This is a genomic window from Streptomyces panaciradicis, assembly GCF_023516615.1.
Taxonomy (GTDB): domain Bacteria; phylum Actinomycetota; class Actinomycetes; order Streptomycetales; family Streptomycetaceae; genus Streptomyces; species Streptomyces panaciradicis.
This window is the reverse complement of record NZ_JAMGBF010000010.1, coordinates 45292-59419: the sequence shown is the minus strand read 5'-3', so window position 1 is coordinate 59419 and position 14128 is coordinate 45292. Positions and strand designations below refer to the sequence as shown.

The window sequence follows — 14128 nt, the reverse complement described above, 5'->3', positions numbered from 1 at the left end:
TCCGAGGCCGGACACCCCCCACCACACCCCCGCACCCCACCCGAACCCCGCGCAAGGGCCGAAGCCGAAGGCCCTACCCTTGAGCCCGTGCAGGAACGACACGACGCCCCCCTCGCCCCGCTGACCACCTTCCGCCTGGGCGGCCCCGCCGCCCGCCTGATCACCGCCACCACCGACGCGGAGGTCATCGCGGCGGTCCGCGAGGCCGACGACACCGGCACCCCGCTCCTGCTGATCGGCGGCGGCTCGAACCTGGTCATCGGCGACAGGGGCTTCCCCGGCACCGCCCTGGTCGTCGCCACCAAGGGTTTCACCCTCGACGGCACCCGCCTGGAACTGGCCGCGGGCGAGGTGTGGACCGACGCGGTCGCCCGCACGGTCGACGCCGGCCTCGCCGGCATCGAATGCCTCGCCGGCATCCCCGGCTCCGCCGGCGCGACCCCCATCCAGAACGTGGGCGCCTACGGCCAGGAAGTCTCCTCGACGATCACCGAAGTCGTCGCGTACGACCGCACGACCCACCGGACGGTCACCCTGCCGAACGCCGACTGCGCCTTCTCCTACCGCCACAGCCGCTTCAAGGCAGACCCCGACCGCTACGTCGTCCTCCGCGTCCGCTACGACCTCGAGGACGCGAACGGCCTCTCCGGTCCCATCAAGTACGCCGAGACGGCCCGCGCCCTCGGCGTCGAGCCCGGCGACCGCGTCCCCCTGTCCGCCGCCCGCGAGACGGTCCTCAAGCTCCGCGCGGGCAAGGGCATGGTCCTGGACCCCGAGGACCACGACACCTGGTCGGCGGGCTCCTTCTTCACCAACCCGATCCTCACGCACACGGACTTCGAAGCCTTCCGCGCACGCGTGAAGGAGCACCTCGGCCAAGACGCCGAACCCCCCGCCTACCCGGCGGGCGAGGGCCACACCAAGACCTCGGCGGCCTGGCTGATCGACAAGGCGGGCTTCGCCAAGGGCTACGGCACCGGCCCCGCCCGCATCTCCACCAAGCACACCCTCGCCCTCACCAACAGGGGCGAAGCCACCACGGAGGACCTCCTCGCCCTGGCTCGCGAGGTCGTGGCAGGTGTCCACGAGACCTTCGGCATCACGCTGGTCAACGAACCGGTGACGGTCGGCGTGAGCCTGTAACAGCCAAGCCCCGCAGCCCTACAGGGCCAGCCAGTCCTCCACACCCGCCAGCAGCTTCGCCTTCACGTCCTCCGGCGCCGCCGACCCCCGCACCGACTGCCGGGCCAGCTCCGCCAGCTCCTCATCACTGAAACCGTGGTGGCGCCGAGCGATCTCGTACTGCGCGGCGAGCCGGGACCCGAACAGCAGCGGATCGTCGGCGCCCAGGGCCATCGGCACGCCGGCGTCGTACAGGGTCCGCAGCGGCACGTCCTCGGGCTTCTCGTACACACCCAGCGCGACGTTCGAGGCCGGGCACACCTCGCAGGTCACGCCCCGGTCCGCGAGCCGCTTCAGCAGCCGCGGGTCCTCGGCGGCGCGCACCCCGTGCCCCAGCCGGTCGGCGTGCAGGTCGTCGAGGCAGTCCCGCACGGACGACGGCCCGGTCAGCTCCCCGCCGTGCGGGGCGGACAGCAGGCCGCCCTCGCGGGCGATGTGGAAGGCCCGGTCGAAGTCACGCGCCATGCCCCGCCGTTCGTCGTTCGACAGTCCGAAGCCCACGACACCTCGGTCCGCGTACCGCACGGCGAGCCGGGCCAGCGTCCGGGCGTCCAGCGGATGCTTCATCCGGTTCGCGGCGACGAGAACCCGCATCCCGAGCCCCGTCTCCCTCGACGTGGTCTCGACCGCGTCGAGGATGATCTCCAGCGCGGGGATCAACCCGCCCAGCCGAGGGGCGTAGGAGGTCGGATCGACCTGGATCTCCAGCCACCCCGACCCGTCCCGGACGTCCTCCTCGGCGGCCTCGCGCACCAGCCGCTGGATGTCCTCTGGCTCGCGCAGACAGGACCGGGCGGCGTCGTACAACCGCTGGAAGCGGAACCAGCCCCGCTCGTCCGTGGCCCGCAGCCTCGGCGGCTCCCCGCTGGTCAGCGCCTCGGTCAGGGCTTCGGGCAGCCGCACGCCGTGCTTGTCGGCCAGTTCCAGGACGGTCCCCGGCCGCATGGACCCGGTGAAGTGCAGGTGCAGATGGGCCTTCGGCAGCTCAGAGACATCACGTACACGCTCCATCCCAGGATCCTGCCGTACGCGCCCGCCGTCCCGGTAGCGGAATCCACGTTAGTGGTCTTGCTCGCACGAAAAAGCGGACCCCCTCGCACGAGGGAGCCCGCTCAGCCGTTGCTCAGTCGTCGCTCAGCAGTCGCCGATGCCGCGCGGACGTCAGTCCCGGGCCTCCGCCAGCAGCTTCTGGATCCGCGAGACACCCTCGACGAGGTCCTCGTCGCCCAGCGCGTACGACAGCCGCAGGTACCCGGGCGTGCCGAACGCCTCGCCGGGTACGACCGCGACCTCGGCCTCCTCCAGGATGAGCGCGGCGAGCTCGACGGTGTCCTGCGGCCGCTTGCCGCGGATCTCCTTGCCGAGCAGGGCCTTCACGGAGGGGTAGGCGTAGAACGCGCCCTCGGGCTCGGGGCAGACGACGCCGTCGATCTCGTTGAGCATCCGCACGATCGTCTTGCGGCGCCGGTCGAAGGCCTCGCGCATCGTCGCGACGGCCTCCAGGTCACCGGAGACGGCGGCGAGCGCCGCCACCTGCGCGACGTTGGACACGTTCGACGTGGCGTGCGACTGCAGGTTGGTGGCGGCCTTGACGACGTCCTTCGGGCCGATGACCCAGCCCACGCGCCAGCCCGTCATCGCATAGGTCTTCGCGACACCGTTGACCACGATGCACTTGTCGCGCAGCTCGGGCAGCAGCGCCGGCAGGGACACGGAGACCGCGTCGCCGTAGACGAGGTGTTCGTAGATCTCGTCGGTCAGCACCCACAGGCCGTGCTCGACGGCCCAGCGGCCGATCGCCTCGGTCTCGGCCTCGGAGTACACCGCGCCGGTGGGGTTGGACGGCGAGACGAAGAGGACGACCTTCGTCTTCTCCGTGCGGGCGGCCTCCAGCTGCTCCACGCTGACGCGGTAGCCGGTCGTCTCGTCCGCGACGACCTCCACCGGGACGCCGCCGGCGAGACGGATCGACTCCGGGTACGTCGTCCAGTAGGGCGCGGGGACGATGACCTCGTCGCCCGGGTCGAGGATCGCGGCGAAGGCCTCGTAGATGGCCTGCTTGCCGCCGTTGGTGACGAGGATCTGCGAGACGTCGGGCTCCCAGCCGGAGTCGCGCAGCGTCTTCGCGGCGATCGCGGACTTCAGCTCGGGCAGGCCGCCGGCCGGCGTGTACCGGTGGTACTTGGGGTTCTTGCAGGCCTCGACGGCCGCCTCGACGATGTAGTCCGGGGTCGGGAAGTCGGGCTCACCGGCGCCGAAGCCGATCACCGGACGCCCGGCTGCCTTTAGGGCCTTGGCCTTGGCGTCCACGGCGAGAGTGGCGGACTCGGAGATCGCGCCGACTCGGGCGGAGACCCGGCGCTCGGTGGGAGGGGTTGCAGGGCTCATGGGCCCATCGTTCCAGACCGGAAACATGCCGGGCACGCGGGTTTCACAGACTGAACATCGAAGGGGTCGGCCACTGAACACCCGTCCGGAATCGGGCCATGGCCTGGGTGATCTTCCTCGGGTTTCGTGACGATCCTCCGCCGCCAAGCCCCCTACGCGGGCTTTCTGTTCGACGGAGGGCTCCGAAGCACGTACACTCTCACCTCGTTGGCCTTCAGCAGCCGCACCGCAGACGGTGCACACCGAGCACCCGGTCGGATGCGGTACGTTGGGGGACACACCAAAGGGTCGTAGCTCAATTGGTAGAGCACCGGTCTCCAAAACCGGCGGTTGGGGGTTCAAGTCCCTCCGGCCCTGCTACACACACCTTCGCCAGGTGTGCGCATGTACGTACAGCAATGCACCGCCGTGCGGCTCAGACCGGGCGCGGCACGGCCACGACCCGGGAACAGGTGAGGACGAATGGCGGACGCCGTGGGCTCCATCGACACGCCTGATGCCCAGGACGAGGCTCAGGAGACCAAGAAGAAGGCCCGGAAGGGCGGCAAGCGGGCCAAGAAGGGTCCGCTGAAGCGGCTTGCCCTTTTCTACCGCCAGGTCATCGCCGAGCTCCGCAAGGTCGTCTGGCCGACGCGTAACCAGCTGACCTCGTACACCACCGTGGTGATCTTCTTCGTCGCCATCATGATCGCCCTGGTGACCGTGATTGACTATGGGCTCAACCACGCGGCCAAGTACGTCTTCGGCTGAGTCGAGAGCGAAGGGCGCCGTGGTTACCGGCGCCCCTTTCGCATGTTCCACCCCTATGTATCCAGGAAGAAGCAGCCACCGTGTCTGACACGAACCTGAACGACGACGCCATCGAGCCGGACGAGTCCGTGGACGACGAGCTCGACATCGTCGAGGGCGCGGACGACGACCTGGACGAGTTCGAGGCTGCGGACGCAGAGGCCGGCGAGGCCGCCGAGGAGGACGCCGTCCACGTCGTGGACGAGGACGCCGCCGAGGCCGAGGAAGGCTCCGAGGAAGAGGCCGCCGCCGAGGAGGAGCCGGAGCCCGCGGAGCCGGTCGACCCCGTCGCCGCCCTGCGCGAGGAACTGCGCACCCTGCCCGGCGAGTGGTACGTCATCCACACCTACGCCGGTTACGAGAACCGCGTGAAGACCAACCTGGAGCAGCGCGCCGTCTCGCTGAACGTCGAGGACTACATCTTCCAGGCCGAGGTGCCGCAGGAAGAGGTCGTCCAGATCAAGAACGGCGACCGCAAGACGATCAAGCAGAACAAGCTCCCGGGTTACGTCCTGGTCCGCATGGACCTGACGAACGAGTCCTGGGGCGTCGTCCGCAACACCCCGGGTGTCACCGGCTTCGTGGGCAACGCCTACGACCCGTACCCGCTGACGCTGGACGAGATCGTCAAGATGCTCGCCCCGGAGGCCGAGGAGAAGGCCGCCCGCGAGGCCGCCGAGGCCGAGGGCAAGCCGGCTCCGCAGCGCAAGGTCGAGGTCCAGGTGCTGGACTTCGAGGTGGGCGACTCGGTCACCGTCACCGACGGCCCGTTCGCCACGCTGCAGGCGACGATCAACGAGATCAACCCGGACTCGAAGAAGGTCAAGGGCCTGGTGGAGATCTTCGGCCGCGAGACCCCGGTCGAGCTGAGCTTCGACCAGATCCAGAAGAACTAGCTTCTTCCGGAAAAAGAACTTCCGAGCAGGTCAGGCGGGCTGTCCTCAGCCTTCCTGACCTGCTCGGTTTTTGGCCGCGCATCTATACCCGTTATCGTTGTGCGGTATGCCTGCGTTCGGGTGGTCCCCGCGTGCAGGCAGGACCCGAACCGAAAGGACGCGGAGAGCTATGCCTCCCAAGAAGAAGAAGGTCACGGGGCTCATCAAGCTCCAGATCAACGCCGGTGCGGCGAACCCGGCTCCGCCGGTCGGCCCCGCGCTGGGCCAGCACGGCGTCAACATCATGGAGTTCTGCAAGGCGTACAACGCCGCGACCGAGTCGCAGCGTGGCTGGGTGATCCCGGTGGAGATCACGGTCTACGAGGACCGCTCCTTCACCTTCATCACCAAGACGCCGCCGGCCGCCAAGATGATCCTCAAGGCCGCGGGCGTGGAGAAGGGCTCCGGCGAGCCGCACAAGACCAAGGTCGCCAAGATCACCGAGGCGCAGGTCCGCGAGATCGCCCAGACCAAGCTTCCCGACCTGAACGCCAACGACCTGGACGCCGCGTCGAAGATCATCGCCGGCACCGCCCGTTCCATGGGCATCACGGTCGAGGGCTGAGCCCCACCTCCCCCGTACATCAAGCAGAAGTGGCAGGGCCTGCTCGGCCCGTACCACGACTCCTAAAAACCTCAGGAGAAGTAGTGAGCAAGCGCAGCAAGGCCCTTCGCGCTGCGGACGAGAAGATCGACCGGGAGAAGCTGTACGCCCCGCTCGAGGCCGTCCGTCTCGCCAAGGAGACCTCCACGACCAAGTTCGACGGCACCGTCGAGGTCGCCTTCCGCCTGGGTGTCGACCCGCGCAAGGCCGACCAGATGGTCCGTGGCACCGTGAACCTGCCGCACGGCACCGGCAAGACTGCCCGGGTCCTGGTCTTCGCGACCGGTGACCGTGCTGCGGCCGCGGAGGCCGCGGGCGCCGACATCGTCGGCTCCGACGAGCTGATCGACGAGGTCTCGAAGGGCCGCCTGGACTTCGACGCCGTCGTCGCCACCCCGGACCTCATGGGCAAGGTCGGCCGCCTCGGCCGCGTGCTCGGTCCCCGTGGTCTCATGCCGAACCCCAAGACCGGCACCGTGACCCCGGACGTGGCGAAGGCCGTGACCGACATCAAGGGCGGCAAGATCGAGTTCCGCGTCGACAAGCACTCGAACCTGCACTTCATCATCGGCAAGACGTCCTTCGAGGACGACAAGCTGGTGGAGAACTACGCCGCGGCGCTGGACGAGATCACCCGTCTGAAGCCGTCCGCCGCCAAGGGTCGCTACATCAAGAAGGCCGCCATCAGCACCACGATGGGCCCCGGCATCCCGGTCGACCCGAACCGCACCCGCAACCTCCTCGTCGAGGAGGACCCGGCCGCCGTCTGAGCCGAGCGCTCACCGCGGTAGCCGCGTCCGGGACGCGTCGAAACGAGGGCGGGCCCCGCAACCTCCGGGTTGCGGGGCCCGTCTTTTCTGTGTCCGGATGTTCCGTGGAGCACTCCGTCCGGGCTTTCCGTACGGATGTCAGTGCGCTGCGTTAGCGTGCGGGCACGGCAATCGCATTGGGGTGGGGGACGTATGAAGAGCACGACCGTGCGCCGCGTGGCCTGTTCGATCACGGTGGTGACCGTGCTGTCGGGGGCGGCCGCCTGCGATTCCTCGGGCTCCGGCGGTTCGGGCAGGGGCGCGGGGACGTCCGGCGGGAGTGCCACGCACCTCAGCCCGGTCGCGGCCCTGCGCAGCGCCGAGAAGTCCACCGACGGCGCCGACTCCGCCCGGGTCGAGTCCACGACCACCATGGGCTCGGTGATGTCCATGAAGGCCGACGGCGCCCTCGGCTGGCACGAGGGTCTGACCGGCAACCTCGTCATCACGTACACCGGCGGCACGATGGCCGCGACCATGCGGCAGCTGGGCACGACGTCCATGCAGGCCCGCTATCGCCCCGACGCCTACTACGCGCGTATGGGGGAGCAGTTCGCCCGGCGGGCGGGCGGCAAGCACTGGATCCGCTACGGCTACAAGGACCTCGCCCGGCTGGGCGGCAGCTCCGGCGCCTATCTCCAGGACCAGATGCAGAACACGACCCCGAACCAGTCGGTGAAGCTCCTGCTGGCCTCGGGGGACGTGAAGAAGGTCGGCACCGAGCGGGTGCGCGGGGTGGACACCACGCACTACGCGGGCACCGTCGACGTCGCCGACCTGGCCCGTAAGAACTCCGACCTGAGCGCCGGCCAGCTCGCCGGTCTCAAGAAGCAGCTCACCCAGGCCGGCGTCGGCACCGAGACCGTGGACATCTGGCTCAACGACAAGAACCTGCTGGTCAAGGCCGTGGAGAAGGGCACCATGGCCACCGGTGAGTACGCCCAGATCGCGTACTACAGCGACTACGGCGTGAAGGTCTCCGCGCCCGAGCCGCCGGCCGGCGACACCGAGGACTTCAAGGACCTGCTGAAGAACCAGGGCCTGACCCCGGGCAGCGGCGACACCGCGACGGGCTCCGGCAGCAGCTCCTGAACGGCCTTCTCGCGAGCGCCCTGTGGTTTCTGGGGCCCCTGGGAATTCAGGGGCGCTTTACGGTCCCTTGGGGTTACGATCGCCGACAGTCTGTGTATCAGCCATGCGTTCCGTGGGGGGACCGATGAAGACTTCCGTACGTGGTTCAGTGCGCCGTGGGGCGACGGGGGCGGGGCTCGTGGCGCTGCTGCTCGCCGCGGGTGCCGTCGGCTGTCAGAAGGGCGGCTCCGGGCAGTCGCCGGCGATGACGCCCGCGGCGGCCGTCGCCAAGGCCGCGAAGAACACCCAGGACATCACGTCCATGCACTACCGGATGGCCGGCAAGGTGCCGGGGGAGGGCCGGATCTCCGGCGAGGCCGCCATGAGCATGAAGCCGCCGGCCATGAGCATGAAGATGACGGCCCAGGACCAGTCCACCGACGGCCCGGTCGAGATCCGCGTCGTCGGCAAGGCCATGTACGTCGGCGGCGCCGGCATGGCCAAGGAGATGGACGGCAAGAGCTGGATCAAGTTCGACATGTCCGCGCTCGGCGCCGACAAGCAGATGAACACCCAGCAGCTGGGCGCCGGCCAGGCCGACCAGAACCCGGCCGCCGACTCCACCTTCCTCACCGGCTCCAAGGACGTGAAGAAGGTCGGCACCGAGACCGTCGACGGCGTGAAGACCACCCACTACCGGGGCACGGTCACCGTCGACGCCATCAAGGCCTCCCTCAAGGGCGAGAGCAAGACCGTCCGGGAGAAGCGGGAGAAGGCCCTCGACCAGTACACGAAGATGGGCGTGGACGCGCTCACCATGGACATGTGGGTCGACGGCCAGGACCACACCAAGCAGTTCCGGATGCGCGGAGACGCCGACAAGGGTCCCCTCGACCTGACGATCACCTTCCTCGACTTCAACAAGCCGGTGAAGGTCGCGGCCCCGCCGGCCAAGGACACCGCCGACCTCGCCGAGATGATGAAGGACCTCCAGGGCTGAGCCGTACGGGCGGATTTGCCTGACGGCGACCGGGTCCCGTACTCTCCTACAGAAGCCAAAGACCGCTGGTCGTCGCCGTGCGCTCGTGAGAGGGCCCGGTGGCCGAAGGATCCGCTGAACTGCGGACGACCCGCGCAGGTGACTGTGGAAGTGCTCCCGGTGCGCCCCTGTCCAAGGGAAACTCCGGTCGAGCTACGCCCCGTGCGCCTGCGCCGGGGCGTTTCGTTTTCTTAGTCCCTTCCGCGCGGTCCCATCACCCGGAAGGAGGCCGACGCTCTATGGCAAGGCCCGACAAGGCTGCCGCGGTAGCCGAGCTGACGGAGCAGTTCCGCAGCTCGAACGCCGCTGTGCTGACCGAGTACCGGGGTCTCACCGTGGCGCAGCTCAAGACGCTGCGCCGTTCGCTCGGTGAGAACGCCCAGTACGCCGTGGTGAAGAACACGCTGACCAAGATTGCGGCCAACGAGGCCGGGATCACGACGCTCGACGACCTGTTCAACGGTCCGACGGCGGTCGCCTTCGTCACCGGTGACCCGGTGGAGTCGGCGAAGGGTCTTCGTGACTTCGCCAAGGACAACCCGAACCTCGTCATCAAGGGCGGTGTCCTTGACGGCAAGGCGATGTCCGCCGACGAGATCAAGAAGCTTGCGGACCTCGAGTCCCGCGAGGTTCTGCTCGCCAAGCTGGCGGGCGCCCTGAAGGGCAAGCAGACGCAGGCTGCTCAGGTCTTCCAGGCGCTCCCGTCGAAGCTCGTCCGCACCGTGGACGCGCTTCGCGCCAAGCAGGACGAGCAGGGCGGTGCCGAGTAACTCGGCTCGCATCATGACCGCCGCCTGAGGCAGTCCGCCCGAGGCAACGGTCGTAGCGGGCCGAACGTACGCCCGCCAGACATGTACATCACGGCACCAGCCGAAATTAGTGGAAGGAAAGCCATCGTGGCTCTCACCCAGGACGAACTGCTCGCCGAGTTCGAGGGCATGACCCTCATCCAGCTCTCCGAGTTCGTGAAGGCCTTCGAGGAGAAGTTCGACGTCACCGCCGCCGCCGCGGTTGCCGTCGCGGGCCCGGCCGGTCCGGCCGCCGCCGCCCCGGTCGAGGAGGAGAAGGACGAGTTCGACGTCATCCTCACCGGTGCCGGCGACAAGAAGATCCAGGTCATCAAGGTCGTGCGTGAGCTGACCTCCCTGGGTCTGAAGGAGGCCAAGGACCTCGTGGACGGCGCCCCGAAGCCCGTCCTCGAGAAGGTCGCCAAGGACGCTGCCGAGAAGGCCGCCGAGTCCCTCAAGGGCGCCGGCGCCTCCGTCGAGGTCAAGTAACACCACGGGTCCGAAGGACCTGTAACGCTCAAGCGCTGAGGAGCGATCATCCATCCGGGTGGTCGCTCTTCGGCGTTCCTGGAGGCGTGGCCACGGTTGCCTTGCGGCCTCGTGCACGAGGGGTATGGTGATCTTCGTCGTGTCTCCCGGCGGCCCCGGTTCGGGCTACGGGGCCTTGACGAACCGCACGCAGCGCGCAATTCTCAGGACGCGTCGCCAGAACGGTCCGAATCCGAGGCATGGATCGGCGACGAAGAGGGCAGTATCAACGTGCGTTGAGGGCAAGCATGCCGAGGGCGTTGAGGACAACGAGGGTCACAGAAAATCGGGGCTGGACATCAGTGCGCCAAGTGGCTACACTGACCCTTTGCGCTGCCTGTTAGCTGTCCCCTGCCCGTCACCAGGGGTCTGCCCTCGCCTCGGCACCTACGACCGGACCATCCCTGACCTGGGATTCCTGTCGCTTGTGTGGGGTGAGGGGCCGGGGAGCGCGTAGTGAGTCCGAGCCCTCGGAAGGACCCCCTCTTGGCCGCCTCGCGCACTGCCTCGAACGCGAATATGAACAACGGCGCCAGCACCGCCCCGCTGCGCATCTCCTTTGCAAAGATCAAGGAGCCCCTCGAGGTTCCCAACCTGCTCGCGCTGCAGACCGAGAGCTTTGACTGGCTGCTCGGCAACACCGCTTGGCAGAGTCGGGTCGAGGAGGCTCTGGAGTCCGGTCAGGACGTCCCCACCAAGTCCGGTCTGGAGGAGATCTTCGAGGAGATCTCCCCGATCGAGGACTTCTCCGGGTCGATGTCGCTGACGTTCCGCGACCACCGCTTCGAGCCGCCGAAGAACAGCATCGACGAGTGCAAGGAGCGCGACTTCACGTACGCCGCCCCGCTCTTCGTGACGGCGGAGTTCACCAACAACGAGACCGGCGAGATCAAGTCCCAGACGGTCTTCATGGGCGACTTCCCGCTCATGACCAACAAGGGCACCTTCGTCATCAACGGCACCGAGCGTGTCGTGGTGTCCCAGCTGGTCCGCTCGCCCGGCGTCTACTTCGACTCCTCCATCGACAAGACGTCCGACAAGGACATCTTCTCCGCCAAGATCATCCCCTCCCGGGGTGCCTGGCTGGAGATGGAGATCGACAAGCGCGACATGGTCGGTGTCCGTATCGACCGCAAGCGCAAGCAGTCCGTCACCGTCCTTCTGAAGGCGCTCGGCTGGACCACCGAGCAGATCCTCGAGGAGTTCGGCGAGTACGAGTCGATGCGCGCCACCCTGGAGAAGGACCACACCCAGGGCCAGGACGACGCGCTGCTCGACATCTACCGCAAGCTGCGTCCGGGCGAGCCGCCCACGCGTGAGGCCGCGCAGACGCTGCTCGAGAACCTCTACTTCAACCCCAAGCGCTACGACCTGGCCAAGGTCGGCCGCTACAAGGTCAACAAGAAGCTGGGTGCGGACGCTCCGCTGGACGCGGGCATCCTGACCGTCGAGGACATCATCTCGACGATCAAGTACCTGGTGAAGCTGCACGCCGGTGAGACCGAGACCGCCGGGGACAACGGCACGACGATCGTCGTCGAGACCGACGACATCGACCACTTCGGCAACCGTCGTCTGCGCAGCGTCGGCGAGCTCATCCAGAACCAGGTCCGCACGGGTCTGGCTCGTATGGAGCGCGTCGTCCGCGAGCGCATGACCACGCAGGACGTCGAGGCGATCACGCCGCAGACCCTGATCAACATCCGGCCGGTCGTCGCCTCCATCAAGGAGTTCTTCGGCACCAGCCAGCTGTCGCAGTTCATGGACCAGAACAACCCGCTGTCGGGTCTCACCCACAAGCGCCGTCTGTCGGCTCTTGGCCCGGGTGGTCTCTCCCGTGAGCGGGCCGGCTTCGAGGTCCGTGACGTGCACCCCTCGCACTACGGCCGCATGTGCCCGATCGAGACCCCTGAAGGCCCGAACATCGGTCTGATCGGCTCGCTCGCCTCCTACGGCCGGGTCAACGCGTTCGGTTTCGTCGAGACCCCGTACCGCAAGGTCGTCGACGGCCAGGTCACCGACGAGGTGGACTACCTGACCGCCGACGAGGAGGACCGCTTCGTCATCGCGCAGGCCAACGCCACGCTCTCCGACGACATGCGGTTCGCCGAGAACCGCGTGCTGGTCCGCCGCCGTGGCGGCGAGGTCGACTACGTCGCCGGTGACGACGTGGACTACATGGACGTCTCGCCGCGCCAGATGGTGTCGGTCGCGACCGCCATGATTCCCTTCCTCGAGCACGACGACGCCAACCGTGCCCTCATGGGCGCGAACATGATGCGCCAGGCCGTGCCGCTGATCAAGAGCGAGGCCCCGCTCGTCGGCACCGGCATGGAGTACCGCTCCGCCGTCGACGCCGGTGACGTGGTCAAGGCCGAGAAGGACGGTGTGGTCCAGGAGGTCTCCGCGGACTACATCACCACCGCCAACGACGACGGCACGTACATCACGTACCGCCTGGCGAAGTTCTCGCGCTCCAACCAGGGCACCTCGGTCAACCAGAAGGTCATCGTCAACGAGGGCGACCGGATCATCACCGGCCAGGTCCTCGCCGACGGTCCCGCCACGCAGAACGGCGAGATGGCCCTCGGCAAGAACCTGCTGGTCGCGTTCATGCCGTGGGAGGGTCACAACTACGAGGACGCGATCATCCTGTCGCAGCGCCTCGTGCAGGACGACGTCCTCTCCTCGATCCACATCGAGGAGCACGAGGTCGACGCCCGTGACACCAAGCTCGGCCCCGAGGAGATCACCCGGGACATCCCGAACGTCTCCGAGGAGGTCCTCGCCGACCTCGACGAGCGCGGCATCATCCGCATCGGCGCCGAGGTCATCGCCGGCGACATCCTCGTCGGCAAGGTCACGCCCAAGGGTGAGACCGAGCTGACGCCGGAGGAGCGCCTGCTGCGCGCGATCTTCGGTGAGAAGGCCCGTGAGGTCCGTGACACCTCGCTGAAGGTGCCGCACGGCGAGACCGGCAAGGTCATCGGCGTCCGCGTCTTCGACCGCGAGGAGGGCGACGAGCTTCCCCCCGGTGTGAACCAGCTGGTGCGTGTCTACGTCGCGCAGAAGCGCAAGATCACCGACGGTGACAAGCTCGCCGGCCGTCACGGCAACAAGGGTGTCATCTCCAAGATCCTGCCGATCGAGGACATGCCGTTCCTGGAGGACGGCACCCCGGTCGACATCATCCTCAACCCGCTGGGTGTCCCGTCCCGAATGAACCCGGGACAGGTCCTGGAGATCCACCTCGGCTGGCTCGCCAGCCGCGGCTGGGACGTCTCCGGCCTCGGCGAGGAGTGGGCGCAGCGCCTCCAGGCGATCGGCGCCGACCAGGTCGACCCGGGCACGAACGTCGCGACCCCCGTCTTCGACGGTGCGCGCGAGGACGAGCTCGCGGGTCTGCTGCAGCACACCATCCCGAACCGCGACGGCGAGCGCATGGTGCAGCCGACCGGCAAGGCGCGGCTGTTCGACGGCCGTAGCGGTGAGCCGTTCCCGGACCCGATCTCGATCGGCTACATGTACATCCTGAAGCTGCACCACCTGGTCGACGACAAGCTGCACGCCCGCTCGACCGGCCCGTACTCGATGATCACCCAGCAGCCGCTGGGTGGTAAGGCGCAGTTCGGTGGCCAGCGCTTCGGTGAGATGGAGGTGTGGGCGCTGGAGGCTTACGGCGCCGCGTACGCCCTCCAGGAACTGCTGACCATCAAGTCCGACGACGTCACCGGCCGCGTGAAGGTCTACGAGGCCATCGTCAAGGGCGAGAACATCCCCGAGCCCGGCATCCCCGAGTCCTTCAAGGTGCTCATCAAGGAGATGCAGTCGCTCTGCCTGAACGTGGAGGTGCTGTCCAGCGACGGTATGTCCATCGAGATGCGTGACACCGACGAGGACGTCTTCCGCGCTGCGGAGGAGCTCGGCATCGACCTGTCCCGGCGCGAGCCGAGCAGCGTCGAAGAGGTCTGACGGGAGTTTCGGCCGGAGGAACT

At 68.0% G+C, this 14128-nt stretch carries 12 protein-coding genes and 1 tRNA gene; 11 read left to right on the top strand and 2 right to left on the bottom strand.

The window, feature by feature from the left end; translation table 11 throughout:
• Positions 1-87: 87 nt before the first annotated feature.
• Positions 88-1143 (top strand): UDP-N-acetylmuramate dehydrogenase, encoded by a 1056-nt coding sequence (locus tag M8J74_RS04410; protein ID WP_249835137.1) that lies wholly within the window; start codon positions 88-90, stop codon positions 1141-1143.
• An 18-nt stretch (positions 1144-1161) separates the two neighbouring features.
• Here M8J74_RS04410 and M8J74_RS04405 read toward each other — a convergent pair whose 3' ends face one another.
• Together M8J74_RS04405 and M8J74_RS04400 are read right to left on the bottom strand one after the other, a co-directional pair.
• Positions 1162-2193 carry an adenosine deaminase gene (locus M8J74_RS04405; protein ID WP_058923782.1) on the bottom strand — a complete coding sequence of 344 codons (1032 nt, stop codon included), beginning with the start codon at positions 2191-2193 and terminating at the stop codon, positions 1162-1164.
• Between the two features lie 150 nt (positions 2194-2343).
• Complete coding sequence (locus tag M8J74_RS04400) at positions 2344-3570, bottom strand: pyridoxal phosphate-dependent aminotransferase (RefSeq protein ID WP_058923781.1); 1227 nt, start codon at positions 3568-3570, stop codon at positions 2344-2346.
• Positions 3571-3854: 284 nt separating this feature from the next.
• On the opposite strand from M8J74_RS04400, the gene M8J74_RS04395 reads away from it, so the two are divergent.
• The 10 genes from M8J74_RS04395 (at position 3855) to rpoB (ending at position 14105) form a co-directional block, all read left to right on the top strand.
• Positions 3855-3927: transfer RNA gene (locus M8J74_RS04395), tRNA-Trp, on the top strand.
• A 105-nt stretch (positions 3928-4032) separates the two neighbouring features.
• Positions 4033-4320 (top strand): preprotein translocase subunit SecE, encoded by a 288-nt coding sequence (gene secE, locus M8J74_RS04390; RefSeq protein WP_058923780.1) that lies wholly within the window; start codon positions 4033-4035, stop codon positions 4318-4320.
• A gap of 80 nt (positions 4321-4400) precedes the next feature.
• A complete protein-coding gene (gene nusG, locus M8J74_RS04385; protein ID WP_249835136.1) occupies positions 4401-5255 on the top strand; it encodes a transcription termination/antitermination protein NusG in 855 nt (284 codons plus the stop codon).
• 169 nt (positions 5256-5424) lie between these two features.
• Complete coding sequence (rplK, locus tag M8J74_RS04380) at positions 5425-5859, top strand: 50S ribosomal protein L11 (protein ID WP_055515278.1); 435 nt, start codon at positions 5425-5427, stop codon at positions 5857-5859.
• Between the two features lie 83 nt (positions 5860-5942).
• Positions 5943-6668: a 50S ribosomal protein L1 gene (rplA, locus tag M8J74_RS04375; RefSeq protein ID WP_058923778.1), complete on the top strand. Its 726-nt coding sequence runs from the start codon at positions 5943-5945 to the stop codon at positions 6666-6668.
• A 192-nt stretch (positions 6669-6860) separates the two neighbouring features.
• Positions 6861-7799, top strand: a complete 939-nt coding sequence (locus M8J74_RS04370; protein WP_249835135.1) for an SCO4651 family lipoprotein — start codon at positions 6861-6863, stop codon at positions 7797-7799.
• Between the two features lie 124 nt (positions 7800-7923).
• Complete coding sequence (locus M8J74_RS04365) at positions 7924-8778, top strand: SCO4651 family lipoprotein (protein WP_249835134.1); 855 nt, start codon at positions 7924-7926, stop codon at positions 8776-8778.
• A gap of 278 nt (positions 8779-9056) precedes the next feature.
• A complete protein-coding gene (rplJ, locus tag M8J74_RS04360) occupies positions 9057-9587 on the top strand; it encodes a 50S ribosomal protein L10 (RefSeq protein WP_058923775.1) in 531 nt (176 codons plus the stop codon).
• A gap of 123 nt (positions 9588-9710) precedes the next feature.
• Positions 9711-10094 (top strand): 50S ribosomal protein L7/L12, encoded by a 384-nt coding sequence (gene rplL, locus M8J74_RS04355; protein ID WP_093499670.1) that lies wholly within the window; start codon positions 9711-9713, stop codon positions 10092-10094.
• 525 nt (positions 10095-10619) lie between these two features.
• Entirely contained in the window at positions 10620-14105 is a 3486-nt protein-coding gene (rpoB, locus tag M8J74_RS04350; RefSeq protein WP_249835133.1) for a DNA-directed RNA polymerase subunit beta, read from the top strand.
• Positions 14106-14128 lie beyond the last annotated feature (23 nt).